27 protein-coding genes are annotated in these 25980 nt (G+C 59.8%); 12 read left to right on the forward strand and 15 right to left on the reverse strand.

Translation table 11 applies throughout. From position 1 onward, the window contains the following. Nucleotides 1-25: 25 nt before the first annotated feature. On the reverse strand, nucleotides 26-784 hold the full coding sequence (locus tag AAFX04_12275) for a hypothetical protein (protein ID MEO1046208.1): 759 nt from the start codon (nucleotides 782-784) through the stop codon (nucleotides 26-28). Nucleotides 785-815: 31 nt separating this feature from the next. Then, nucleotides 816-1688 carry a hypothetical protein gene (locus tag AAFX04_12280; protein ID MEO1046209.1) on the reverse strand — a complete coding sequence of 291 codons (873 nt, stop codon included), beginning with the start codon at nucleotides 1686-1688 and terminating at the stop codon, nucleotides 816-818. Between the two features lie 172 nt (nucleotides 1689-1860). On the opposite strand from AAFX04_12280, the gene lipB reads away from it, so the two are divergent. Further along, complete coding sequence (gene lipB / locus AAFX04_12285; protein MEO1046210.1) at nucleotides 1861-2598, forward strand: lipoyl(octanoyl) transferase LipB; 738 nt, start codon at nucleotides 1861-1863, stop codon at nucleotides 2596-2598. After that, complete coding sequence (locus AAFX04_12290; protein MEO1046211.1) at nucleotides 2595-2864, forward strand: hypothetical protein; 270 nt, start codon at nucleotides 2595-2597, stop codon at nucleotides 2862-2864. The genes lipB and AAFX04_12290 overlap by 4 nt, the downstream gene beginning before the upstream one ends. Before the next feature lie 3 nt (nucleotides 2865-2867). On the opposite strand, the gene queC is transcribed toward AAFX04_12290, so the two are convergent. The 3 genes from queC to AAFX04_12305 all read right to left on the reverse strand — a co-directional run bounded on the left by queC (nucleotide 2868) and on the right by AAFX04_12305 (nucleotide 6364). Further along, the gene (gene queC / locus AAFX04_12295; GenBank protein MEO1046212.1) at nucleotides 2868-3569 is read right to left on the reverse strand and encodes a 7-cyano-7-deazaguanine synthase QueC; all 702 of its coding nucleotides are present in this window, start codon (nucleotides 3567-3569) and stop codon (nucleotides 2868-2870) included. A 234-nt stretch (nucleotides 3570-3803) separates the two neighbouring features. Beyond that, entirely contained in the window at nucleotides 3804-5390 is a 1587-nt protein-coding gene (gene nadB, locus AAFX04_12300; GenBank protein MEO1046213.1) for an L-aspartate oxidase, read from the reverse strand. Nucleotides 5391-5392: 2 nt separating this feature from the next. After that, nucleotides 5393-6364, reverse strand: coding sequence for an ABC transporter ATP-binding protein (locus AAFX04_12305; protein ID MEO1046214.1), 972 nt, complete (start codon nucleotides 6362-6364; stop codon nucleotides 5393-5395). 230 nt (nucleotides 6365-6594) lie between these two features. Here AAFX04_12305 and AAFX04_12310 point away from each other — a divergent pair, with 230 nt between their 5' ends. The 8 genes from AAFX04_12310 (at nucleotide 6595) to AAFX04_12345 (ending at nucleotide 12724) form a co-directional block, all read left to right on the forward strand. Further along, on the forward strand, nucleotides 6595-7155 hold the full coding sequence (locus AAFX04_12310) for a DUF4402 domain-containing protein (GenBank protein ID MEO1046215.1): 561 nt from the start codon (nucleotides 6595-6597) through the stop codon (nucleotides 7153-7155). Nucleotides 7156-7264: 109 nt separating this feature from the next. Continuing rightward, the gene (locus AAFX04_12315; protein ID MEO1046216.1) at nucleotides 7265-7810 is read left to right on the forward strand and encodes a DUF4402 domain-containing protein; all 546 of its coding nucleotides are present in this window, start codon (nucleotides 7265-7267) and stop codon (nucleotides 7808-7810) included. Nucleotides 7811-7892: 82 nt separating this feature from the next. Then, nucleotides 7893-8102, forward strand: coding sequence for a zinc-finger domain-containing protein (locus AAFX04_12320; GenBank protein ID MEO1046217.1), 210 nt, complete (start codon nucleotides 7893-7895; stop codon nucleotides 8100-8102). 71 nt (nucleotides 8103-8173) lie between these two features. Then, nucleotides 8174-9601, forward strand: a complete 1428-nt coding sequence (gene tldD / locus AAFX04_12325; GenBank protein ID MEO1046218.1) for a metalloprotease TldD — start codon at nucleotides 8174-8176, stop codon at nucleotides 9599-9601. Then, nucleotides 9598-10146: a DUF924 family protein gene (locus AAFX04_12330; protein ID MEO1046219.1), complete on the forward strand. Its 549-nt coding sequence runs from the start codon at nucleotides 9598-9600 to the stop codon at nucleotides 10144-10146. The genes tldD and AAFX04_12330 overlap by 4 nt, the downstream gene beginning before the upstream one ends. Then, complete coding sequence (locus AAFX04_12335) at nucleotides 10143-10400, forward strand: hypothetical protein (protein MEO1046220.1); 258 nt, start codon at nucleotides 10143-10145, stop codon at nucleotides 10398-10400. Before AAFX04_12330 ends, AAFX04_12335 begins: the two co-directional genes overlap by 4 nt. Beyond that, the gene (locus AAFX04_12340; protein ID MEO1046221.1) at nucleotides 10397-11200 is read left to right on the forward strand and encodes a patatin-like phospholipase family protein; all 804 of its coding nucleotides are present in this window, start codon (nucleotides 10397-10399) and stop codon (nucleotides 11198-11200) included. The genes AAFX04_12335 and AAFX04_12340 overlap by 4 nt, the downstream gene beginning before the upstream one ends. A 180-nt stretch (nucleotides 11201-11380) precedes the next feature. Beyond that, a complete protein-coding gene (locus tag AAFX04_12345; GenBank protein ID MEO1046222.1) occupies nucleotides 11381-12724 on the forward strand; it encodes an ammonium transporter in 1344 nt (447 codons plus the stop codon). Nucleotides 12725-12821: 97 nt separating this feature from the next. Here AAFX04_12345 and AAFX04_12350 read toward each other — a convergent pair whose 3' ends face one another. The 10 genes from AAFX04_12350 to AAFX04_12395 form a co-directional block, all read right to left on the reverse strand. Further along, complete coding sequence (locus AAFX04_12350) at nucleotides 12822-14414, reverse strand: FAD-dependent oxidoreductase (GenBank protein MEO1046223.1); 1593 nt, start codon at nucleotides 14412-14414, stop codon at nucleotides 12822-12824. Between the two features lie 62 nt (nucleotides 14415-14476). Continuing rightward, the gene (locus AAFX04_12355) at nucleotides 14477-14938 is read right to left on the reverse strand and encodes a GNAT family N-acetyltransferase (protein ID MEO1046224.1); all 462 of its coding nucleotides are present in this window, start codon (nucleotides 14936-14938) and stop codon (nucleotides 14477-14479) included. Then, nucleotides 14938-15885: a sterol desaturase family protein gene (locus AAFX04_12360; protein ID MEO1046225.1), complete on the reverse strand. Its 948-nt coding sequence runs from the start codon at nucleotides 15883-15885 to the stop codon at nucleotides 14938-14940. Before AAFX04_12360 ends, AAFX04_12355 begins: the two co-directional genes overlap by 1 nt. A 17-nt stretch (nucleotides 15886-15902) precedes the next feature. Further along, nucleotides 15903-16286, reverse strand: a complete 384-nt coding sequence (locus AAFX04_12365; protein MEO1046226.1) for a hypothetical protein — start codon at nucleotides 16284-16286, stop codon at nucleotides 15903-15905. Between the two features lie 40 nt (nucleotides 16287-16326). Continuing rightward, nucleotides 16327-16902, reverse strand: a complete 576-nt coding sequence (locus AAFX04_12370; GenBank protein MEO1046227.1) for a TIGR01244 family sulfur transferase — start codon at nucleotides 16900-16902, stop codon at nucleotides 16327-16329. Between the two features lie 9 nt (nucleotides 16903-16911). Beyond that, on the reverse strand, nucleotides 16912-17196 hold the full coding sequence (locus AAFX04_12375) for a hypothetical protein (protein MEO1046228.1): 285 nt from the start codon (nucleotides 17194-17196) through the stop codon (nucleotides 16912-16914). Nucleotides 17197-17284: 88 nt separating this feature from the next. Continuing rightward, nucleotides 17285-19066 (reverse strand): DNA helicase RecQ, encoded by a 1782-nt coding sequence (gene recQ / locus AAFX04_12380; protein ID MEO1046229.1) that lies wholly within the window; start codon nucleotides 19064-19066, stop codon nucleotides 17285-17287. Next, the gene (locus tag AAFX04_12385) at nucleotides 19063-20889 is read right to left on the reverse strand and encodes an ABC transporter ATP-binding protein/permease (protein ID MEO1046230.1); all 1827 of its coding nucleotides are present in this window, start codon (nucleotides 20887-20889) and stop codon (nucleotides 19063-19065) included. The genes recQ and AAFX04_12385 overlap by 4 nt, the downstream gene beginning before the upstream one ends. Nucleotides 20890-20950: 61 nt before the next feature. Then, the gene (locus AAFX04_12390) at nucleotides 20951-23020 is read right to left on the reverse strand and encodes a TonB-dependent receptor (protein MEO1046231.1); all 2070 of its coding nucleotides are present in this window, start codon (nucleotides 23018-23020) and stop codon (nucleotides 20951-20953) included. Nucleotides 23021-23236: 216 nt separating this feature from the next. Further along, nucleotides 23237-23914, reverse strand: coding sequence for an HAD-IB family hydrolase (locus tag AAFX04_12395; protein MEO1046232.1), 678 nt, complete (start codon nucleotides 23912-23914; stop codon nucleotides 23237-23239). A gap of 105 nt (nucleotides 23915-24019) precedes the next feature. Between AAFX04_12395 and AAFX04_12400 the strand changes: the two genes are divergently transcribed. Next, nucleotides 24020-25132: an ABC transporter permease gene (locus AAFX04_12400; protein ID MEO1046233.1), complete on the forward strand. Its 1113-nt coding sequence runs from the start codon at nucleotides 24020-24022 to the stop codon at nucleotides 25130-25132. 7 nt (nucleotides 25133-25139) lie between these two features. Continuing rightward, a complete protein-coding gene (locus AAFX04_12405; protein MEO1046234.1) occupies nucleotides 25140-25961 on the forward strand; it encodes an ABC transporter ATP-binding protein in 822 nt (273 codons plus the stop codon). The last annotated feature ends 19 nt before the right edge of the window (nucleotides 25962-25980 follow it).

The raw sequence follows: 25980 nt of genomic DNA on the forward strand, positions 1-25980 counted from the left end.
CTGTGCCTCTCCGGTCGGCTTTGCGCTATTTGAATGTCTCATGCAGTCGGGTGTTATCCGGCCCGCACAGCTGAAGATAGATTGCCGCGCTCACGGCCAGGCTGAATGCCGTTGCCACGCCCTGGAACATGATCTGCAGCAACTGCCCGATGGTGAACATCACGCTGTCCTCACCTGCGACCTTGAAAATCGTGGTGACAAGACCGATCACGCTGGCGATCACGGCGAGCACCAGAATCAGGATCAGCACAAAGCCAAAAATGCGCAGTGAATTGCCCTTGGTCAACGTCCATGAGCGCTGCATCGCGGTGATCGGATTGCGTATCTTTTCGGCAACGATCACCGGCCCGACACAGATGAATTTTATGGCGACATAAATACCGGGAATGATGAGCAGGAAAAAGCCGACCGATACGGCAAAGGCAACCAGGATATTGGCGACAAAATAGGAGATCAGCAGGCCGAAAGCGGCGGCAATCGCAGTGCCTACGGTCGGGCGGTCGTCGTCGAGATAGATGGAAAGCACGGTAATGCTACCAATGGCTCCGATGACACCGGTAAGCAGGAAGAGCAGCAGATTGTCATTGTAAAAGGCAGACATCGTCGCCAGCACTTCTTCCAGCGTGGCATTCGGATCGGGCTGCGGCGGCACCGCAATCAGCGTCGCCGCAAATTGCGGCACCACAAAAAATACGCCGATAACGCCGATCAGAATCTGCACATTGCTGCCGACCAGCGCCAACGTCCTGTTCCATACCGCGCTATAATCGAACTGACTTTGCACTATATTCCCCTCTTAGCTCGCCCGTCTCGACTCAGTCGAAAATCGATGCCATTTCCTCGGCATTGTGGCGCCCGCCATCGAGCACCCGAAACGCCGCAACCGGAAACATGGTCTGCACCAGCAGCACCACCAGATATAGTGGCACGAACAGCACCAGCAGAAACTCAGCCGCCTGCATCGCAATCGCAATGACGGCCCCGGCAAGGAACATCAGCACCAGAATCCCGAGATAGCCGACAAAATAATAGGCCATCAGACGCCATGTATGGCCTCTGGACAGTGACCACGCCGCGCCGATGGCAGAGAAGGGATTATAGGATCCGGCTGCGGCCATGAGCGGCCCCGCCATGCCGAAACGCGCCAGCATGAACAGGCCAAGGCCGATAAAGGCGGGGTAGATCAGGAATATCGTCAACACGCCAAGGGCCAGCGCACCACCGCCGCCACCGCCATCACTGGCCATGATCCCGGCAAAGCCGATAACGCCGAGGATCAGCGCGGCGATGAAGAACAGGATTACCAGAACAATACCGATAACCAGCATCGCGAGCAGAACCGGCACGGCGCTGACAACCCCGAATTTCAGCGCATCGCCAAAGCCGGCTGCGCCGTCTGTAGCGGCATAGCGGAAGCAGGCCATGGTGATTGCGACGAATACCGCGTTGAACAATATGTTGCCAAGAACCACTGCGCCCGATGATGCGGCCATCATCTCTTCGAACCTTGCCGGGTCCGACATCGCGCTGAGATCGAACAGCGTTGCGAAAGCACCGGCAAAAAAGACAGAACCTATAATCCCCAGAATGGCGAACAGCAAAAGCATCAGCCCGGCCAATGCCAGCCAATGCTCCTTTGTCAGGCGGACAGTCTCCGCCCAAGCCTCTGAAGGACTGAATGATTGCACATGCTTTCCCCTGATCGCTTTTTCTTGTCGTTTTCTGCTTCATGCGATGCCCGGCGGGCAAAGTCCAGCCGATGCCGGGCCATATGCGCGTAAACAAGGCCATAGTCGGGAAAAATCGCACCGCAGATGATCGCCCTTGCAAATCACCCTGCTTGCGCGCACATCCGCTGAGATGAGCAACGCCACCATCGACCATGCAGATGCGGCCAACAATATCGGGCTGCAGGACGCAGCCGCGCATCTGCCGCAATGGCAGGTCAGCCCGGGCCTGACCGGCTATCCGCAGGCGCTGGAAGCGATGACCGCACGCAATCTGGCGGTGCAGCGGGGTGATGCGCATGAGCTGATCTGGCTGCTCGAACATCCACCGCTTTATACCGCCGGTACCAGCGCCGACCCCGATGAACTGCTGAGCCAGAGCTTTCCGGTGTTCGAGACCGGGCGCGGCGGGCGCCACACCTATCACGGGCCGGGTCAGCGTGTCGGCTATCTGATGCTTGATCTGAACCGGCGCGGGCGCGATATACGCTGCTTCGTACATGCGCTTGAAGGCTGGGTCATTGCGGCACTGGGCGATTTCGATGTTGCTGCACGTCGCGCCGAGGGCCGCGTCGGCATCTGGGTGGACAGACCCGATGGCCGTGAGGCCAAAATCGGCGCCATCGGCATCCGCGTGCGCAAATGGGTGACGATGCACGGCTTTGCCGTCAACATCGACCCGACGCTCGACCATTTTTCCGGCATTGTCCCCTGTGGTATCAGCGAATATCCGGTGACCAGCCTGCGAGCCTTGGGCAAGGATACAAATATGGCCGATTTCGATGCGGCGCTGCAACGCCATCTGCCGGCGTTTCTCGCGAAGCTGGACAAGGCCGGGGCGAATAATGCCGCGAAAGGACAATGCCGATGACGATGATCAACCGACGCCAGCCCAAGATCATGGCCGCAGCGTTCTTGCTGCCGCTGGCGCTTGCCGCCTGTGGTGGCCAGACCGAGGGCGAGGGAGAAGCCACGGAGAGTGAGCTCGGCGATATCGATGTGCTCGAAGGCTCGATCAGCGATGACATGATCACGCTCGATCGTTTTGGTGAAAACCCGCCACCGGCCGAAGGCGAAGCGGGCGAAACTGAAGAGAGCGAGGCCGAAGCTGCCAATAATGATGACGATGCGGGCTAGCCGCTAGACGACATAGGGCGTGGTATCGATCAGCCCGGCCTCTGCAAAACCCTGTTTCCTCAGGCGGCAGCTGTCGCACAGTCCGCAGGCGCGGCCATCCTCGCTGGGATCATAGCATGACCAGCTCAGCGCTGGATCGAGTCCGAGGCGCGCTGTCTCACGCGCAATATCCGCCTTGCCCATATGCTGCAGCGGTGCATGGATGGTAAACGGGCTGCCGCCATCGGCCTCATCGCCAGCCTTGGTCGCCAGCTCGGCAAGCTCGGTAAACTTGTCGATAAATTCGGGGCGACAATCGGGATAGCCTGAATAATCAAGTGCATTGACTCCGATAAAGATATCACTTGCCTCCAGCGCCTCGGCCCAGCCCAGCGTCAGCGACAGGAAGATCAGGTTGCGCGCAGGAACATAGGTCACCGGGATAGCATTGCCGACGCCGTTCTTGGGCACATCGATATCGTCGGTAAGCGCCGAGCCGCCAAACTGGCGCAGATCAAGCGGCAGGATAACATGCCGCACCGCGCCCAGTTCGTCTGCGATCCCCCTGGCCGCCTCGATCTCGCGACGGTGGCGCTGGCCATAATCTATGGTCAGGGCATGAAGCGCATAGCCCCGTTCGCGCGCCAGCGCCGCAGACACCATCGAATCGAGACCACCTGAAAGCAGCACCACTGCAGCCGGTCCGCCGGAAGCTGTTAAGGCCATATGGTTCATGCGCTGCGCCATAGAATAGCGCGGCAGCAGGGGCAACATCGCAACCATATCTGCAGCGCAGAAAGCATGAGGCAAAAAAATGGGCTACCCGTGCGAGCAGCCCATAGGCAGGCCAAAAGCCTGAAGGGAGGAAAGCGTACCAAAACTGGTACGTCGCCTGTGGTAAAACAGGAAGGTTAACATTTCGCTAAGCCTGTATAGCGGCGCGATGACAGCGGTGCGTGCCTAGGACCGCTGCAATATGGTGTCATGCGGCTGTGGCAGCTGGCCGGGATAGTCGAGCGTATAGTGCAGGCCGCGGCTTTCGCGCCGTTGCAGCGCCGAGGTGACGATCAGTCCGGCAACATCGACCAGGTTTCTCAGCTCGATAACATCGGCGGTGACCCGGAAATTGCCATAATATTCCTCCACCTCCTCGGCCAGTAGCCGCACCCTGTTGGCCGCGCGCTCGAGCCTCTTGGTGGTGCGGACAATACCGACATAGTCCCACATGAAGCGACGGATCTCGCGCCAGTTATGCTGCACCACCACTTCTTCGTCGGAATCGGTGACCCGGCTTTCATCCCAGCGGCGCACCGCAGGTGGCACTGGCATGTCGTCCCAATGCGCCATGATATCGCGCGCTGCAGCATCACCGAAGACAAAGCATTCGAGCAAGGAGTTGGATGCCAGCCGGTTGGCACCATGCAGGCCGGATTCGCTGACCTCGCCAGCGGCATAAAGGCCATCAAGGTCGGTGCGGCCGTTAAGGTCTATCAGCACCCCGCCACAGGTATAATGCTGCGCCGGGACTACGGGGATCGGTTCTTTGGTGATATCGATGCCCAGCCCCATCAGCTTGTCATAGATGGTCGGGAAATGGCCCTTCACGAAATCCGCCGGCTGGTGACTGATGTCGAGATGGACATAATCAAGGCCCAGTCGCTTGATTTCATGGTCGATCGCACGGGCCACAACATCACGCGGTGCCAGTTCCAGCCGGTCATCAAAATCCGCCATGAAGCGATAGCCGGTATCGGGGATCAGCAAATGCCCCCCTTCGCCGCGCACCGCCTCGGTAATCAGGAAATTCTTGACCTCCAGATTGTACAGGCAGGTGGGATGGAATTGCATCATCTCCATGTTCGAGATACGCGCCCCGGCGCGCCATGCCATGGCAATGCCATCGCCGGTGGCACCGCGCGGCGCAGTCGAGAAAAGATAGGTGCGCCCGGCCCCGCCCGTCGCCAATATGGTGGCGCGCGCGGTCACCGTCTCGACACGGCCGGTGCGGCGGTTGAGGGTATAGGCCCCCCAGACACGCTCGGCCCCGGTCGGCTGTTCGAGATGCCGGTCGGCAATCAGGTCGATCGCCACCATGTCGGGCAATATGGTGATATTGGTATTGGCATTGGCGGCACGCTCCAGCGCCTCCTGCACCGCCCAGCCAGTGGCATCATCGACATGGACGATGCGGCGATGGCTGTGCCCGCCCTCGCGTGTCAGATGCAGGTCATTATCCGCCTCGCGGTTGAAAGGAACGCCAAAGTCGATCAGCCGGTTGATGGCATCGGGGGCGTTTTCGACGACGAATTCCACCGTCTCGCGCCGGTTGAGCCCTCCACCGGCAACCATGGTGTCCTCGATATGGCTGGCAAATGTATCCCCCGCCTCCAGCACCGCCGCAATGCCACCCTGTGCCCATGCAGTCGATCCGCCGGAGACATCGCCCTTGGCCAGTACCAGCACCTTGTATTCGCTCGCCAGGGTTATTGCGGCAGACAGCCCCGCCGCGCCGGACCCGATTATCAGGACATCATATTGGTCAATAATCGTCACGCAGCGGAATCCCGCGTCAGATTGAGGAACACATCTTCCAGATCCGCCTCACGGGTGGTGACGTCGACAATCTCCAGACCGGCTTCACGCGCAATGCCCAGTATCTGTCCAGCATTGGTCTTGTCCTTGTTGTAGCTGATCTCCAGCGTATGCGGATCGATCAGCTCGGCGCGGTCGAACAGCGCGTGCTGCGGCGCACTGGCCATTTCGGATGCGGTGCTGAGCATGATATTCTTCTCGCGCGCCATGGCGATCAGCTCGGCAGTGTCCTTCAGTGCCACCACCTTGCCATGGTTGATGATCGCGATGCGGCCACACAGCTCTTCGGCCTCTTCGAGATAATGGGTGGTCAGCACAATAGTCACGCCCTGGGCATGCAGTGAGCGCACATAGTCCCAGAGCTGTTGGCGCAGATCGATATCGACACCGGCGGTCGGCTCGTCGAGCACCAGTATCGGCGGCGAATGCACCATCGCCTTGGCCACCAGCAATCGCCGCTTCATGCCGCCCGAAAGCGAACGGGCAAAGGCATCGGCCTTGTCCTCCAGCCGCACCGCCCGCAGCAGCTCCCGGGTGCGCCGCTCGGCCCTGGGCACACCGTATAGACCAGCCTGCACCTCCAGCACTTCCTTGGGGGAGAAAAACGGATCGAAAATGATTTCCTGCGGCACAATGCCGATGCTCGCCTTGGCGTTGCGCGGATTGTCGCTAATGTCGAAACCCCAGATGCTGGCCGAGCCGCCGCTTTTGTTGACCAGCCCGGCGAGGATATTGATCAGCGTCGACTTGCCAGCGCCATTGGGACCGAGCAGCCCGAAAATCTCGCCGCGCCGCACCTCCAGGCTGACATTGTCAAGCGCCTTTTTGGGCCCGGTGCGTTTATCCCCGGCATAGGTTTTGCTCAACTGGTTGATGGCGATGGCGGGAATGGCGTCGCTTTGGGCAGCGGTGTCGGCGGCTGGTGTCATGGTCCTGACCCTTAGAGAGATAGCTGGCCGTCATCAACGACCCGGCTTTGCGCCACGCTCTCTAGCCCGATCAGATGCGGCACGGCAAGCAGCATGCGCAGGCGCATGATTGGTCAATGCTTACCGGCCGATTAACCGGTTTCGGGGCGGTCGGTGTTTACCATGGCCATACACTCTGTGTTTCCCACTCTGCGTTATTGCCATGCATTGTGGGAGTATAGGGGCAACAGATGAGACCAGAGCAACAGGGCGCCGGCACTGACCGGTGCGTGATCGAGATCGGCAAGCTGACACGGACCGCAATGGTGTCCGGCCTGGCAGGCACAGTATTGCTGGCCAGCCCGGCCCAGGCGCAGAACGAAGCGTCGAGCGATGTCGAGATTCGCCGCGCCGTCACCATCCAGAATGACGAGGCCATGGATTTCGGCACCATCATCCCGGGCACCGGAAACAGCCGGATCCGCATCAATCCGAATAATGGCGCGCTCAACATCGCCAGCGGCAATGCGACGACGGCAGGTGGCACTCCTGGTCCAGCCAGATTCAGCGTCAGCGGCACGGCAAATCTGCGGGTACGGATCACAGTGGAGGACCGGCGGGTCGATTTGGTGCGCGATGGCGGCACCGAGACCATGCGACTGAACCGCTTCCGGCTCGATGGCGGACGCCGACGGTTTCTCGACAACAATGGCGACCTCGATTTTGCCGTGGGTGGCCAATTGCGGGTGCGCGCCAATCAGGCCGCCGGAACGTATCGCGGCACTTTCAATGTCAGCGTCGATTATTTCTGACCGGCGCATTGCCGCAGTCGCAATTGTCTGACCCGGCGGCCCAAACCCTAATATCGGTTAACCATAGTCTTTGGCCGATCTTTACCATATCGTGATTTAAAGCAGTTTCATGACCAGAAAGATTTTGGCAGGCGGGGCGTGGGGACGCAGTCTGCATAACCAGCTTATCGCGGCTGCACTTGCAGCGGCATCATTCTGTGCCACCGGCACTGCCGCGCAGGCGCAGGAGCGCGCCGATGCCCAGGCGGTGACGCTGCGCCCGCTATCGCTGGTCAATCTCAGCGATCTCGAATTTGGCAGCATGATTTCCGGTAACAGCACCGGCACCGTGGTGGTCAATGCCAGCACCGACGCACGCACCGTGAGCGGCGGTGTTACGGCGGGCAGCAGCGGTGGTGCCGCCGCACGTTTTTTGACCTTTGGCGGGCCGTTGCAGTTTATTTTCGTCACCCGCGGGCCTCTTCCGGTGCTGACTCGCGATGGCGGCAGCGAAACCATGCGCGTCGATCAATTGACGCTCAACGGCCCGACTTTCCGCTTTCTCAACGAGGCCGGAGTACTTGATCTCAGGGTTGGTGGGCGGTTACGCGTCGGCGCCAATCAGACACCGGGCACCTATCGCGGCACCTTCGAGATCACCGTCACCTATTTCTGATCGGCACAGGCCATCGACATGATTTGCCAGGCGGGTGATTATCACTCTTGCGATAAGCGCGCCCTCACCCTAAATCGCCATCATGATTGACGCACCCGAAATTGTCCGTGTGACCCGGACGCGCGTTTCCTGCGATGGCGCCAGCGATATCCCCGGCGGTGCGGCACTTGGCCATCCGCGCGTGTGGCTGGAAATCGATGAAAAGGGCTATGTCGATTGCGGCTATTGCGACCGGCGATTCGTGCTGATCGGCGGCCCGGCCGATGGCGACAGCGGCGAAGACGGTAGCTAAACGCATTTGCGACGCTCAATTGGCCGCAAAAAAGCATAGGCGCATGCCCGGTTAGTGATTATGTTGGAGCAATGACCGTTCCAACCAACCCCATCGACCATATTTTCACCGATGGCGCGCTCGACGCCGAACGCGCCCGGCAGTTGACACATCAGGCGCTGGCGTCCTGCGACGACGGTGAACTCTATCTGCAACATGCCGCGACCGAGAGTTTCGTCTTTGACGATGGCCGCCTTAAAATGGCGGATTATTCCACCGATCGCGGCTTTGGTCTGCGCGGCGTCTCGGGCGAGATGACCGGTTTTGCCCATAGCAATGATGTCAGCGAGGCAGGCATACGCCGCGCCGCCGAAACGCTGAAACTGCTCGATGCCGGAACGCAGATGGCGGCACCGCCGCATACCAGCAATCGCCACCATTATACCGATGCCAACCCGCTCAACGCCGTGCCCTTTGCTGACAAGGTGGCGCTGCTGGAAACGATCGACGCTGCCGCCCGCGCCCGCGATCCGCGTGTCGCGCAGGTTTCGGCCAGCCTGTCGGCGAGCTGGTCGGTCATCTCGATCATACGCCCTGACGGTTTCCAGGCGGTCGATGTCCGGCCTTTGGTACGCCTCAATGTCGGCATTATCGCCGAGAGCAATGGCCGCCGCGAAACCGGCAATTTCGGCTTTGGCGGGCGCTATCTCTATGACCGGCTGTTCGAGGAAAGCGCGTGGAACCGCGCCATCGATGAATCGCTGGCCCAGGCGCTGGTCAATCTCGAAAGCGTCGATGCCCCGGCGGGCGAAATGACGGTATTGCTCGGCCCCGGCTGGCCCGGTGTGCTGCTGCATGAGGCGGTGGGCCATGGGTTGGAAGGTGATTTCAACCGCAAGGGCACCAGCACCTTTTCCGGCCGCATCGGCGAGCAGGTCGCAGCGAAAGGCGTCACCGTGGTCGATGATGGCAGCATCACCGACCGGCGCGGCTCACTGTCGATCGATGATGAAGGCACACCAACACAGGAAAATGTGCTGATCGAGGATGGCATACTCAAAGGCTATATGCAGGACCGGCTGAATGCGCGGCTGATGGGCGTTGCCCCCACCGGCAATGGACGACGCGAAAGCTATGGCCATGCGCCGATGCCGCGCATGACCAACACCTTTATGCGCGCCGGCAATGATGACCCCGAGGAACTGCTCTCACGGGTCAGGAACGGCATCTTCGCCAAGAGTTTTGGCGGCGGTCAGGTCGATATCGTTTCGGGCAAGTTCGTCTTCTCCTGCACCGAAGCCTATAAGGTGGAGAACGGCAAGCTCGGCGCACCGATCAAGGGCGCGACGCTGATCGGCGATGGCCCGACGGTGATGCAGCGCGTCATTGGCATCGGCAACGATATGGAACTCGACGAAGGCGTCGGCATTTGCGGCAAGGCGGGCCAGTCGGTCCCCGCCGGGGTCGGCCAGCCGACATTGCTGGTCGATGGCATTACCGTCGGAGGCACTGCGGCTTGAACCCCAATATTGCCAGCGACATCCACTGCTTCTGGTTTGATGAGGTTGGCAAGGACAATTGGTTTGGTGGTGGCGATGATCTTGACACCACGACCAGGGCACGATTTGCAGAGCATTGGCAAGCGCTTCGGGCCCAAGCCGCACCGGCATTTCTCGGCGATGACAAAAGCGCGCTGGCTGGCTGCCTGTTGTTCGACCAGTTTCCGCGCAACATGTTTCGCGGCACCGCTGATGCTTTTGCTACCGACCCGCTGTCTCTGGCTATTGCACAGGGCGCTGTCAAAGACGGGTTGCTCTCCAAACTGAGCGATGATGAAAAACAGTTTGTGCTGATGCCCTTCATGCACAGCGAAGAGCTGGCGGTGCAGGATCGCTGCGTCGAGCTGTTTGCCACCCATGGTCTTGACTATAACCTGGAATTTGCCCGCGATCATCGCGAAGCTATTGTCCGCTTTGGCCGTTTCCCCAGCCGCAATGCCGCTCTGGGCCGAGATACAACCGAAGCAGAAAAGGCATGGCTTGATGCTGGAGGTGGCTGGGGATGAGCCTTGTCACCATCGCCAAGTATGCCGACCGCCTGAGCGCCGATCTGGCGCGACTCAAACTGTTCGGCGAAGGGATTGAGGCACATATCATGGATGGCGGTATGGCCAGCCTGGGCCTCGGTTTCATGACCCCGGCGCGGCTGATGGTGCTGAAGGAAGACGAACAGGCAGCACGCGACGTGCTGGCGAGCCAGGCGGATGACAGTGAGCCGGGCGCCGGTGAACCTGCTGACCCGAAAGACATATGGTCATGAAGATCACTCTGGCGTTGGGCGGCGGCGCCGGGCTCGGCTGGGCCCATATCGGCGTCATCCATGCGCTTGAAGAACAGGGCATTACCATCAGCGCCATTGCCGGCACCTCTATCGGCGCAATTGTCGGTAGCTGCTATGCCGCAGGCAAGCTGGAAGCGCTGGAGGAAGTGGCGCGCTCGACCAGCATTGTCGGCATGTTGCGCTATATCGACCCGCATTGGAAGCGCGGCGGCATTATTGGCGGCAAGCAGATTGAGCGCCGCCTGATCGAGCATCTGGGCGAGCCCGATTTTGCTGATCTGTCCATCCCGGTGGCCACGGTCAGTGCCGATCTGATTACCGGCAAAACCGTGATCATGCGCGAAGGCCCGGTGCTGCCCGCCGTGCGCGCCTCCATGTCGTTGCCGGGTATCTTCCCGCCGGTCGAGCGTGATGGCATGGTGCTGGTCGATGGCGGGGCCTGTATGCCGGTGCCGGTACGTCCGGCGCGTGACTTGGCGCCAGACCTTCCCTGTGTCGCGGTCAGCCTGCAAAGCGATTATGTCCGCCGCGCCGAGGCTGCGGGCATTGGCGATGAGAGCAGCCGCAAGCCGGGCAGCGTCGCCGTGGTCAAGGCATCGGTCGGCCTGTCGCTGGCCAATCTGGCGCGCTATTCGCTCGAGCGCGATCCGCCCGACCTGTTACTGCCGCTCAGCGTTGGCCATATCGATATCCAGGACTTCACCAAGGCGGACGAATTGATCGCTATCGGCCATGATGAGGCACAGAATATTCTCGAAAAACTGCCATTGGCGACATAAACGGATGCACTGCCCAATCTTTGGGCATTATGCTGCGGTGCAAAATTTTTTCGCCTAATATTTGAGCAAACTTCCTGCGACCATCTTATATCAAGCCTGAAAATCGGCGGTTTTTACAAATGGCACGCTCTTTGCGTTTTGTGCTGCAGTGCAAACAGCGCATGGCGCGAGGATTAGTAAGTGACAGCAACGGGTCTTTTCAGGGGAAGTGCAGTGGCCGGGCTGGCGTTGTGGGGCGCCGCTCCGGCCATGGCTGCGCCGACACTTGCCGCGCCGTCGGTCGAAGCGGTGGTCGACAAGGGCGATACCGCCTGGATGATGGTCGCCACAATACTGGTAATGGCAATGATCATCCCGGGCCTGTCACTCTTCTATGGCGGACTGGTGCGCACCAAGAATATGCTCTCGGTGCTGACCCAGATCATCGCGGTGTCGTCGCTGGCGATGGTGCTGTGGGTGCTCTACGGCTATTCGATCACCTTTGGCGGCGATGGCGGTCTGTTCTATGACGGTTTTGACAAGGCGTTTCTCGCCAATGTCACCAAGGAAAGTCTGGCCGACACCTTTAGCGACAATTTCAAGATCCCCGAATATGTCTTTATCGCCTTCCAGATGACCTTTGTCGCGATCACCGTGTCGCTGGTGATTGGCGGCATGGTCGAGCGGATGAAATTCTCGGCTTTGATGGTCTTTGCCGTCATCTGGCTCACTATCGTTTATTTCCCCATCGCGCATATGGTGTGGGATGGCGACGGCTATATTCTCAACCGCTGGGAAGCGCTGGACTTTGCCGGTGGCACGGTGGTGCATATCAATGCCGGGGTCTCGGCACTGGTCGGCGCGCTGATCGTCGGCAAGCGTATCGGCTATCAGAAAGATGCCATGGCGCCGCATTCGCTCAGCATGACGCTGATCGGCACCGGGCTGCTCTGGGTTGGCTGGTTCGGTTTCAACGCCGGATCGGCACTGGAGGCCAATGCCGACGCCGCGCTGGCGATGATCAACACCTTTGCGGCCACTGCAGGCGGTGTGCTGTTCTGGATGCTGACCGAGCGCGTCCTCGGCCATAAGGGCTCGCTGCTCGGTGCCTGTTCAGGGGCGATTGCCGGGCTGGTGGCGATCACCCCGGCTGCGGGAAACAGCGGCCCTGCCGGTGCCATATTGCTCGGCGGACTGGCCTCGGTCATCTGCTGCTGGTTTGTGATGGTCGCCAAGCCGAAAATGGGCTTTGACGACAGCCTTGACGCCTTTGGCATCCATGGGCTGGGCGGCATTGTCGGCTCGGTCGGCGTCGCCGTGGTCAATCTGCAGCTGCTCGGCGGCCAGGGCGGCGCGGACTATGCCTTTGGCGACCAGTTTATGAAGCAGGTCGTGTCGGTCCTGATTGCGATTATCTGGGCCGGTGCCGGTTCGGCCATCGCCTTTATCATCGCCAGATACACTACCGGACTCAGGGTCGATGAAGACACCGAGCGCGAGGGTCTCGACCTCGGCGAACATGGAGAACGCGCTTATAATTATTGACGATATTGGGCAGCGGCCGAAAGACGCCACACCCCTCAACAGGTTCCTCCTGCGAACGATTGCAACTTGGCCGGGGCGGCAACGCTCCGGCCTTTTTTTACGCCCGCATATCTTCTTTCATGAAATCCGCACAGCGTTCACCGATCATGATGCTCGGCGCATTGGTGTTGCCGCTCACCAGCCTCGGCATGATGCTGGCATCGGCAACATAAAGCCCTTCCAGGCCGCGGAATTTCAGCTGCGGTGTCAGTGGGTCATCGTCATTGGCACCCATGCGACAGGTGCCGACCGGGTGGTAGACGGTGTCGGCACGGTTGCGGATGATCTCATCAAGCGCAGCATCATCATCCAGGTCGACCGGATAGCGATCACGCGGCCGATATTCGGCCAGCGCAGGCGATTCGAAGATGCGATACATGTTTCGCACTCCGGCACGCATCACCGCAATGTCGCGATCATCATCGAGGAAATTGGGATCGATGGCCGGGGCTGCCTTGGCGTCAGTGCTGGCCAGTCGCACCGTCCCCATGCTCTCCGGCCGCAACACACAGGCATGACAGCTGAAACCATGGCCGGGGGCCTTCTCGCGGCCATGGTCCTCCAGCATGGCGGGGACGAAATGATATTGGATATCCGGCGCGGGAACATCGGGACGGGACCGGGTAAAGCCGCCCGACTCCGCATAAGGCGTGGTCAAGATGCCGGTGCGGTGGCGACGATGCTCGATCAGCGCTTTGCCCATGCGCATTGTCCCGGTCAGCGTATTGCCGAAACTGTCCTGACTTTCCGGCGTCTCAAAACTGGCGACATAATCGATATGGTCCTGCAAATGCGATCCGATATGCGGGTTGTCTTGCACGACACTCACACCATGCTGTTGCAGATGCTCAGCCGGACCGATGCCGGAAAGCTGCAATATATGCGGTGTGCCAAAGGCCCCGGCAGACAGCACCACCGCATGGCGCGCCCACAATGTCTCTTCACCAACGGCCTTTTTCAGCGTCACCCCCGTCACCCGGCCATCACTGATTTCCAGCCGCGACACCAATGCACCGGTGCGGATATGCAGATTGGCTCGCTCGCGATGCGGCTCGATATAGGCGCGTGCCGCACTCCAGCGCTCACCCTGTTTCTGGGTTACCTGATAAAAGCCATAGCCTTCCTGCTTTGCGCCGTTGAAATCCGGATTAAAGGGCAGTTGCAGCTCGCGCGCGGCCTCGACAAAGGCAGTGCTCAGCGGGTTCGGCCATTTCTGGTCACTGACAGACAGCGGTCCTTCACCGCCATGATAGTCATCGGCACCGCGGACATTGCTCTCGGCCTTGCGGAAATAGGGCAGCACATCCTCATAGGCCCAGCCGACACAGCCCAGCGTCGCCCAATTGTCATAATCCCAGCGATGTCCGCGAATATAGATCATGGCGTTAATCGCACTCGACCCGCCCAGACCGCGCCCGCGTGGCTGATAGCCTATGCGCCCGTTCAGCCCTTTTTGTGGCACCGTATCAAAGCGCCAATTGGTATTTTTGGGCAGAAACGGCATCAGGCCCGGCGTCTTGACGCGCATGCCATTGTTGCGCCCGCCGGCCTCCAGTAAACAGACCCTCATATCGGGATCTTCACTCAACCGCCCGGCCACCGCGCTGCCCGCGCTGCCGCCGCCGATGACGATCACGTCATATTCTGCCATCTTGCATCCTCTTTATTGCAACGGCGCAAGCCGATGCGTTTAGCCCTTTGTTAATCGCCCGATTAAACGAGCGCAATCCGCATGGTTACCGAACCCGCCCCGCTTTTGGTCAGTGTGAACCCGCATATATTGAAACCGCCACGCAAATTGGCGATGATCATTGCATTGTTGATACTGCGCGTCCGTGTCTCGACATGATGATAACCATGATCGTGCGCCCATTGATGCTGCGCTGTCATCAGCGCCGATGCAACGCCCCGCCGTCGTGCCGCAGGTGCGACGCCGCCGAGCCAGGAGTAGAGGAGCTGCGGTTCTCGGCGATAGCCGAGCTTGAAGCCCAGTGCCTCACCAGAATCATTTTCGGCCAGATGCAATATCGGATCGATCAGGCCCGGCAGGCGACCATCGAGATAGTCCGGGTCAAAATCATCAAAGGCCGCGACGCAGAGCGCCAATATGGTGTCGCGCCTGTCCTGCACCGCGCCTTTATGAAGGGCCTGGATTCGGACCGCGCTGGCAGCCATTATTCCGCCGGTTCCACCGCCGGGGGAAGCGCCTTTGCATCGCCCTTCTGTGCAGCATCCTCCCGCTCGGCCCGCCAGCGCGCCTTGATCGAGTCGCTGGTGAGGCGGCTGTTATCCGGGGTCCAGCCCGGTGGCCGGATGAGATAGGACAACCGCGCGCTCCAGCTCGGTGCTTGCCAGATATCCTGCGCCATGCCGATCCATTCATGGAACGCCGCCCACAGCACATTGAAACTGCCGAGCTGCTTGACGATGCCATAGCGAATCTCTTCCTCATCGGTCTCCGGCGTGAAAGAACCGAACATCTTGTCCCAGATGATGAAGACCCCGGCATAGTTGCTGTCGAGATAGCGCGGATTGGTGGCATGATGGACGCGATGGTGCGATGGGGTGTTCATCACCGCCTCGAACCAGCGCGGCATTTTGTCGATCGCCTCGGTATGAATCCAGAACTGGTAGATCAGGTTGATGCCGCCACAAAATGCCACCAGCAGCGGGTGAAAGCCGAGCAGAAACATCGGCAGGCTGATGATGAAGCCCGGCGTCAGCGCGCCGGTCCAGGTCTGCCGCAGCGCGGTCGAGAGATTATAATGCTGGCTGCTATGATGGATAACATGCGCCGCCCACATCCAGCGCATGCGATGGCCAAGGCGATGCTTCCAGTAATAGGCCAGATCGTCGAGCACAAACGCCACCGGCCAGGCCCACCAGACGAAACCGAAATCGAAGATGCGATATTCATAAACCGCAAAAGCGATGGCGAGAAAGAAGCCACCGGTGAGCAACCCGGCCACAGTGCTGCCAAGGCCGAGCATCAGTGAAGTGAAGGTATCCTGCGGATCATAGCTGTCGCGCGCCTTTGTCCGCACGACCCAGATTTCCAGCAGGATCGCCGCGATGAACAGCGGCACCGCTATCTGTGTCGGATCGGGAAGATCGATTTCCATAGCCCGCTAATAGTCGCTTACAGCAATGTCAGCAAGCGTTGCTGGTTCGTCATGTCGAACTGCATGCGTACCCTGCCGAATTGCTTGTCACCGCTGCCAATGCACCAGACCGGCCCTTCCTGCTGCGCATCGATCGGCCGTTCGAGCAACCGGGCGGCGAATTTCGACCCATGCCGCTTGACCACCACTACCCGGTTATCCGCATCCATCACCAGCGCCGCCTGGCCATCTTCGGACAATATCGCGTCCTTGGCAGTGAAGAACGGAATGTTCTTTTCCGCCCAGTCGAGCGCATGCTGCCGGTTCTCCAGCCGCACCTCGCCCAGCCGCAGCCAGCGCACCAGCGCAGTGACCGCGATGATCGTGATAAACGAGCCGATGATGATATAAAGCTGGGTCATGGGCAATCAGTCTATGGGCAGCGGATGAACCACCGAATGATCACTCGCTCGCCTTGCCCGAAAGCGCGTCGAGCATCGGGGTCAAGGGGCTGATATCATAGCCGGCATTGCCCGCCAGCCGCGCCAGTTCCGACGGAGCGACGCCCTGTTGCGCCCGGGCCAGCGACCATAAAAAGGTCGAGCGCGTGCCCGAGCGGCAATAGGCCAGCGTCTTGCCGTCCTCATGCCTCGTCAATGCGGTGTTCAGCGCCTCGATCTGCGGCGCCGAAAAGCCGGAATGGCCAACGGGAATCGCGACATAATCGATACCCGCTGCCTCGGCGGCTGCCTGTATCTCGGCACCGGCAGGCTGGTCCGGCGCTTCGCCATCGGGGCGGTTGTTGACGATCAGCGTCACCCCCTGTTCCTTGGCGGTGGCGATATCGGCGACGCTGATCTGCGGCGCGACAAGCATATCCGGGGTCAGGGTACGAAACATGGATGGATTCTCCGACTGGGGGGAAGGAACGGCAGCATCGCGATCCGCAGCCGGGGCCGCAACGGCGCGATCGGGCACCTCGTTACAGGCTGCGAGCACAGGCAAGGTCGAAAGGAAGAGGGCAGGAAGCCTGTTCATGCATTTCCTTTAGGGCAATTCGATAGAATCTTCAAAATCTGAAAGTGCCTCGATAATTGCGGCATTATCACGATATCTCTGTCGCAGTCCGGCCAGTTCAGCATCGGTGCCGGTGCAGGTCTCGGCAATGCTCTGCTCCAGAAACCGTGCCCGCTCGGCATCATAGGGCGGCTCGCCACGAAAATGGTCGCAACCCTGGCGCCGTACGATGAAACGGCGCACATCAGGGGGAATATTGGCGGCAAAGGAAGTGCCGAAATTATCGGTATCCGGACCTTGGTCGGCTGGCGCCATCGGCTTGGCATCAGGAGCAGGCGTGCAAGCGGGAAGCAATGCCACAGGAACCAACAATGAAAGACCGACAATTCGCATCATTATATCCCTAGCCCGAATATTGCCGGATCACATCCAGAAACGCATCGCCATAGGCTTCAAGCTTCTTGGCACCGACGCCCGATATCTCCGCCATTTCCACCGGCGATGCCGGGCGCTCGGCAGCGAATGCCCGCAGCACGCTGTCATGAAACACCACATAGGGCGGCACATTGCGCGCATCAGCCAAGGCCTTGCGTTTGGCGCGCAGTGCATCGAACAGCGGATCGCCCACCGGATTGGGCGTTTGCGAGCGCCCGCGCGCAGGACGTTTTTTCTGCGGCGGTTCGGCAATCATCACCGGCTGTTCACCACGGAGCACCGGGCGAGCTGCCGGTCCAAGCGCCAACCCGCCATGATCTGTGGTAACCAGCATCTCATGCGCCATCAAAGTCCACATCACCGGACGCAGCAGCCGTGCTTCCTCAGCATCGACTATGCCGAACACAGACAGCCGGTCGTGACCGCGCGCCAAAACCTTGTCATCCTCGCGCCCGGTCAGCACCTTTTCCAGATGCATGATGCCGAAGCTCTGCCCGGTGCGATACACGGCGCTGAGCAGTTTGCGCGCCATCTCGGTTGCATCGAGCACATTGGGGGGATTGTCGCAATTATCGCAATAGCCGCAAGGCCCGGGCGGATCTTCGCCGAAATGCCGCAGCAACACCATCCTGCGGCAGCCCGGAGCCTCTACCAGAGCCGCCAGCGCATTGAGCCGGGCCCGCTCGCTCGCCAGACGGCTTTCATCAACCTCGCCCAGCCTCTGCCTCGCTCTGGCAAAATCATCGGCGCCCCAGAACATCTGCGCCTCGGCAGGATCACCGTCGCGACCGGCACGGCCGGTTTCCTGATAATAGGCTTCAACCGATTTCGGCAACGCGGCGTGAACGACAAAGCGTACATCCGGCTTGTCTATACCCATGCCAAAGGCAATGGTGGCAACCATCACCATATCTTCCGACCGTACAAAATCGGCTTGCGTCCGGGCCCGTTCCTCTGGCGCCAGGCCAGCATGATAGACGCCAACAGAACGGCCCGTGGCTGCGATGTGTGCGGCAATCTTCTCGGTCTTTTTGCGGCTCGGCGCATAGACAATGCCCGCACCAGTATTGCGTGCAAGAAATGCTGTAATCTGGCTGCCAAGATTCTGGCGCGGAGTAGCAGCATAGTGAATATTGGGCCGATCGAAACCGGCGAGTATCAGGCCATTGGCGGCAATGCCGAGCTGGCGCAATATATCCTCACGCGTGGTCTTGTCGGCGGTCGCTGTCAGCGCCAGCCGCGGCGCATCGGCAAACCGGTCGAGCAGCGGTCTGAGCAGGCGATAATCGGGGCGGAAATCATGGCCCCATTCGGAAACGCAATGCGCCTCATCTATAGCGAACAGCGCAATATCGACAGCGCTCAGCAGATTCTGGAAACCGGCGCCAGTGGCCCGCTCGGGGGCAACATAAAGCAGGTCTAGATCCCCCGCACGCAAACGCTCCGCCGTGGCGGCATTGTCGCTGTCGGCCGATGTCATCGCTGCCGCCTTTATGCCCACAGCCCTGGCGGCACGGATCTGGTCATGCATCAGCGCAATCAGCGGCGAAATAACAATGGCAGTCCCTGGACGCGCCAGCGCCGGCAGCTGATAGCAGAGCGATTTGCCCGCGCCTGTGGGCATCACCGCCAGCGTATGGCGTCCCTCAAGAACCCGGCGGATCACCGCCTCTTGCCGCCCGCGAAAGCCGGAAAAGCCAAAGGTCCGGCGCAATATCTCCTGCGGATTTACAGCAGCAATGTCGGTCATGATCTGACCGTCTCCATCTCACCCTGATCCGCAGAAGCATCAGCAGCCTGACGCGCCCACATTTCGGCATAAAGACCGTTTTTCGCAAGCAGCTGCTGGTGCGTGCCGCTCTCTGCGACCTTGCCCTGATCGAGCACGATGATCCGGTCGGCGTTGGTAACGGTCGACAGCCGGTGAGCGATCACCAGCGTGGTGCGCTTTTTGGCGATATCGCGCAGCGTATCCAAGATCGCCTCTTCGGTGCGACTGTCGAGCGCGCTGGTGGCTTCATCAAGGATCAGGATCGGCGGGTTCTTGACCAGTGTCCGGGCAATGGCGACGCGCTGCTTCTCGCCGCCCGATAATTTGAGTCCGCGCTCGCCCACAGGCGTATCATAGCCCTGGGGCAGATCTTCTATAAAGTCTGCGATGGCCGCACCCTGCGCCGCCACCTTTACCGTCGCCTCACCGGCATCGCCATGACCATAGGCAATGTTATAGCCGATGCTGTCATTGAACAGCACCGTATCCTGCGGCACGATGCCAATAGCGGCACGCACCGAAGCCTGGGTGACATTGGCGACATTCTCGCCGCCAATCATCACCGCGCCGCTTTTCGCATCATAGAAGCGGAACAGCAGCCGGGCGATGGTCGACTTGCCGGCGCCTGACGGCCCGACAATGGCCAGCGTTTCCCCGGCGGCGACTTCAAAACTCAGGCCGTTGAGGATGGTCCGGTCCTCATCATAGCCGAAGCAAACATTATCGAAGCGCACCGCGGTATCGGTGAGCGCCAGCGGCGGTGCTCCGGGCTTGTCGGTGACCTCCGCCTCGGTATCGATCAGCCGGAACATTGCCGCCATGTCGACCAGCCCCTGGCGGATGGTGCGATAGACCATGCCGAGCAGGTCGAGCGGCCGGAACAGCTGCAGCAAAAGCCCGTTGACCAGCACAAGATCGCCCACACTCAGCTGGCCGGTGGACCAGCCCCAGACGGTGAACGCCATGGCGCCGCCCATCATCAGATTGGTAATGAAAGACTGACCGATATTGAGCAGCGCCAGGGAATTTTCCGATGTAACAGCGGCATCGGCATAGGCCCGGGTTGCAGTCTGATAGCGGGCGCTTTCGCGCTCCTCTGCACCGAAATATTTCACTGTCTCATAGTTCAGCAACGAGTCCACCGCCTTGGCCAAAGCCTCGCTGTCGAGATTGTTCATCTCGGCGCGCAGCTTGCTGCGCCATTCGGTTATGCGGCTGGTAAACACAATATAGCCCACAACCATCACCAGCGTTGCAACGACCAAAGGCCAGCCGAAATTGATCCAGAAGATGACCAGCACCGCGGTCAGCTCGATGATCGTGGGGGCGATATTGAACAGCAGGAAATAGAGCATGATATCGATGCTCTTGGTGCCGCGCTCTATGACCTTGGTGATCTCACCGGTGCGTCGCGCCAGATGAAAGCGCAGCGAAAGGCTGTGCAGCCGGACAAAGACATGCTCGGCCAGTTGCTGCGTTGCACGCTGGCCGACCCGCTCGAACACGATATTGCGGATATTGTCGGCCACCACTGCGCCGAAGCGCGCCACTGCGTACAGCCCGGCCAGCGCCATGATCACCAGCACCGCCGGTGGCGTATCGCCCGACATTGCATCGACCGCTGCCTTGTAGGCGAACGGCATGGACAGCACGATGGCCTTGCCGATCAGGATCAGTGCGAGCGCCGCGATGATCCGCAGCCGCAGCTCCGGTGCGTCCTTCGGCCAGAGATAGGGCAGAAAACGGCGGATTACGCTCCAGTCGGGCAGCGCGTCATTCTGGCTGGAGCTATCGGGTGGCATCACAGACAGAAATTAGGGTTAGTTGCACTGTATCGCAAGCCCGTCAGCACAGGCCTGACGGCTAGAAGGTGCCGGTCACATCCAGCGAAACGATCTGGCCAAAAGCCCGCTCGCGCCGTTCGGTAAAGGCAATGGGGCCATCGCGGCGATCCTCGGAGAATTCACGCAAAAAGCCATTATTCAGCTGCAATATATTGGTCAGATTAAGTCTGGCGGTCATTCCCGCCACATTTTTGTGCTCAAAGAACAGGCCCAGATCCGGCTTTGTTTCAAAGCTCAGGCTGCGCAGGTCCAGCCGGAAATTGCTGGAGTTTTCCCGACGGAAAAATGTCGCCCCCCAAGCGACTTCTGTCTCCGGCACGTCGTGCCGGAAAGTAAGGTCAATAGTGTAAATACGATCATCATTGATGCGGCGCGATACCCCGGTCAAAGGATCATCGACCCGACTTGTTTGCCAGAAAAGCGATGTATCCAGCCGTGCACCGGGAATACCGAGATCATCGAACAGCAATGTGCCGTTCAACTCCGCACCCAGCCGCCACGCGCTATCGAGATTGCCGGGCGCTTCAAGCGTATCGGTAATCGGAACACGATCAATAATATCGCTGATCAGTGTATAGAATAACCGCAAATTCATATTGCCCAGCGAACCGAGACTTTGCTGTGCCTCTATCTCGAAATTCCAGTTCTGCTCCGGAACCAGCTCAGGATTGCCACCATTTTCTATCTCATTGCCGAGATTTGGCTGGGCAATAAAGTCAAAGAAATTGAGCTGCCCGACATTGCGCTCCAGCGTGAAATTAAGGTCAAGATTGGAATTGGTGTTCCATGTCAGGGCGACCGAACCCTTGGGGCGAACGAAACTGCGCGTAAGGCCAAAGGGCCCTGTTTGTGAAATCTCGCTATATTCCCCACCAAAATTGGATTGCAGCGTGAGATTAGACGCCAAGCGACGGCCATAGGTAAGGATGACCTCGCCGCGCAATTCCTCAACCCGGCTGGTGGCGTTATCGAGCTGTTGCGGCACAAATTCGCCATTGGGATCAAGACTGAACAGTTCCGCTTCGATATCGAGGAAGTTGAATGCCCCCTCGGCGGCAATCTGCCAGTCATTGCCATTTTTGGAGCGCCAGCCATATTCGGCGCGGGCAATACTCTCACCTTCATCGGCTGTCTGGTCAAACAGGCTGCCGGTATCCGTCTGATCATCGCCAAATAGTCTCAGAAACTGGTCCACTGTCGGGCTGTGCTCATAACGCTGAAAGCCAATCAGCTTCAGCCGGCCACCGCCCAGTGCAAAATCATAATCGGCGCTGATCTCGAAATTGCGCTCGTCTTCTCGGCTGCTAAATGGCTCCAATATATCGGCAACACCCTCCTGCGTCCGCAGAGTATCGATCTCGGTGCTGAAATTCTGGATCTGGAAACGGCCGTTAAAGTTGAAGATAGACCCGGCATCGCTGGTGCGACCATAAAACAGTGTCAGCGCCGGGCGGTCGGAGAAGAAACGGGCAAACTCATCGCGCAGGAACAGCAGATCGCCATCAGGTCCGGTTACGCGCTCGGGACCAAATCCGCCCTGCCGTCGTGCATCATTTTCGACCGTGATGGTGAAATCTGCCTTGCCCAGCTTGCCGCTAACAGAGACTTCGCCGCTGAACCAGTCATCTTCCAGCCGCTGGCGCAGTACCGGATTCCAGCTGAAATTCCCGGTCAGCCCCTGACGCGACACCACCAGATTGAGTACCTGACCTGACAGTCCGGCAATATTCAGGGTGGCGCCATCCAATATCTCCAACCGCTCGACTGCCGATGCATTAATCCGGCTGAGTGCGGTTTCAGCATCGTTGCTTTTGCCGGAAATGCGCTGGCCATTGATCAGCACATTTTGCTGCGCCTGACCCAGACCACGCTCATTGGCGTCAGAGCCAGAGATGGTGAAACCGGGGATTTGCTGCACCATGTCCAGCGCCGAGCGCGGATTGAACCGGGAAAAAGCCTCTGGCGCATAGATATCACGGCCATTTTCGCGTGTTGGACGCGGTGCGCTATCGGTGGTCAGTTCCGGCGGAGACTGCGGCTCCGGATCAGTCGAGGATATGACCGCCTCTTCATCCTGCGTCGCAGTCACGGATTGCGCCTGTGCCGCTGATGCAAGCGAGGCCGGAACGAGCATGGCGCAACAAGTGAACAAAAACCGCACTGCCACCCTCTTTCTTCGGCAAAGCCTGTATGGGCATTATCCGAAGCCCGCTTTATGTGAAACGCGATAACCCCTTGCGCTGACTACTGCTGTAGTCACAACCGTCGTTCGACAAAAAGCCCCTCATGCAGGATCAGCTTCATCTTATGTCCGCCAATCCACAATATGCCAGCCATGCGTTCTGGCATATTCGGCCAATGGTTGATGCGGGTTTATGGCAACTGGTTCGGCGCCCAATAAAAGCATCGGAACATCAGAGACATGGTCAGAATATGTCCGCACCACCTGCACCGCGCCATTCTCGCCGGCATGGTGGTTGCGCCAATTTTCGATGCACTCGCGCTTGGCCTCGCCATAGCAATTATCGCCATCGATCCGCGCCGTGACCCGTCCATCGCTATCACAGACCAGCTTCGTCCCCAGCACGACATCGAAACCCAGTCGTCTGGCGATCGCCGCCGCATAAAGCTCATAGGAAGCGGTGGCCATCATCAACAGGCATCCGGCTTCGCGATCGGCGGTGATCCGGCGGCGCGCGCCGGGGCGGATATTGTGCGCCACCACCTTGTCGGCATAGCTCTCGACATGCGGCGCGATGCGATCGAGCGCTATCGCCGCACCGACAAACAGCTGCTGGTTCAACTCTTTGAGCCGCGAACGCCCGACCAGACCTGCGAGATAGCCCAGTCCAAGCAGTGCCGAAACCGGCACCAGCAACAATCGCCACGGCGCGACACGCCATGCGACATGCATCAGAAAGGCGGCATAGGTCGCCTTTAGCGTGACGGTCTTGTCCATGTCGTAAATCACCATTTCGCGCATGGCTGTTCCCTGCTGCCCCGCATTGTCGCTGTCCTGTCGTGCCGGAATGACCGCCTAAACCATAAAGCCTTGTGAATCGAAAGCCTTTCGAGCATGTAGCGCAATATGAGTGACGCGGTGGATTTTACTGTCCTGCATGATGATGAGGATCGTGCGATACTGCATTTCACCGGCCTTCTCGACATCACCACCGCCGGCGAAATCAATCAGCGGCTCGGCGCGCTTGACCAGCATATCGATATTATCGACCTGCAGGAGGTGGAGGCAGTCGATACCGTTGGCGCCTGGATCGTCCACAAATTGCGGCGCGACCATATTGCCGAAGTGCGCCATGCCTCGCCCGAGGCAATGCGGCTGATGGGCGCCGTAGCCAGCGCCGACGAGCCGGGCCGGGTGCGCGCACCGCAACTGATCGCGCCGTTGAGGATCCTCGCCGAAATGGGCGAAGCTACGGCACGCGCTTTTGGCAGCATGTTCGGCATTATCGGTTTTATCGGCGCGCTGCTCTCTACCACTGCCGGTCTGCTTCGCCATCCATCGCGCTTTCGCTGGCGCGCCCTGATCCGCCAGTTCGAGCTGGTTGGCGTCACCGCGCTCGGCATTGTCGGGCTTATGAGCTTCCTCATCGGCATCGTGATTGCGCAACAGGGCGCGGTGCAGCTGCGCCAGTTCGGTGCCGAGATTTTCACCATCAACCTGGTCGGCCGGCTGACGCTGCGCGAGCTGGGGGTGCTGATGACCGCGATCATGGTCGCCGGGCGCTCCGGCTCGGCCTTTGCGGCGCAGATCGGCACGATGAAGCTGACCGAGGAAGTCGATGCGATGCGCACCATCGGGGTCTCGCCAATGGAGGCACTGGTGCTGCCACGGGTGATGGCGGCGGTGCTGATGATGCCGCTGCTCGGCTTTTTTTCATCCATAGTCGCAATGATTGGCGGTGCCATGCTGTGCGCAGTCACGCTCGACATTCCACCGACCACCTTCATCACCACCATCCAGCAGGTGGTGCCGATGTATGACCTGTGGGTCGGGCTGATCAAGGCCCCGGTATTCGGTGCCATTGTCGCGCTCTCCGGCTGCTATCAGGGCATGCTCGTCTCCGGCAATGCCGAGGATGTCGGGCTGCGCACCACCGCCGCCGTGGTCCAGGCGATCTTCATGGTGATCGTGCTCGACGCCTTTTTCGCGGTGTTCTTCACCTGGGTCGGCTGGGGCTGAGCACGCCATGGAAAAAAACGAAAACGCAACCCCGGAAAATGGCGCTGGCGAGCCGATCATCAGCATTCGCGGCCTGCGCAACGCCTTTGGCGAGCAGGTGGTGCACGAGCATCTCGACCTCGATGTCCGTCGCGGCGAGATTATCGGCGTTGTCGGCGGTTCGGGCACCGGCAAATCGGTGCTGATGCGTTCGATCATCGGGCTGCAGCAACCCGAGCAGGGCGAAATAACCGTGCTCGGCAAAAATGTCTGCGGCGGTGACCGCAGCTATCTCGGCATTCGCCGCCGCTGGGGCGTATTGTTTCAGGGCGGGGCGCTGTTCTCGACCCTGACAGTCGGCGAGAATGTTACCGTGCCGATGAAGGAGTTTTACCCCAATATCCCCCAGGATCTGCGGCACGAAATCGCGCTGTACAAGATCGTGCTTTCCGGCCTGCCGTCCAATGCCGCCAATAAATATCCTTCCGAACTGTCGGGCGGCATGAAGAAACGCGCCGGTCTCGCCCGGGCGCTGGCGCTCGACCCCGATCTGCTGTTCCTCGACGAGCCGACCGCCGGGCTCGACCCGATCGGTGCCGCCGCTTTTGACGAGCTGACGCGAGAATTGCAGCAGACACTGGGCCTCACCGTATTTCTCATCACCCATGACCTCGACACGCTGTACGAGATTTGCGACCGCGTCGCGGTGCTGGCGGACAAGCGGGTGATTGCCGTCGGCACCATCGACGAACTGCTGGCCACCGACCATCCATGGATTCAGGAATATTTCAACGGACCGCGAGGCCGCGCGGCAAAATCCTCTTTCACCCGTGCGCATGAGCAGGATTGAGCGGATCGTCATGACGGCA

Source organism: Pseudomonadota bacterium (genome assembly GCA_039818985.1).
GTDB lineage: Bacteria > Pseudomonadota > Alphaproteobacteria > Sphingomonadales > Sphingomonadaceae > Alterisphingorhabdus.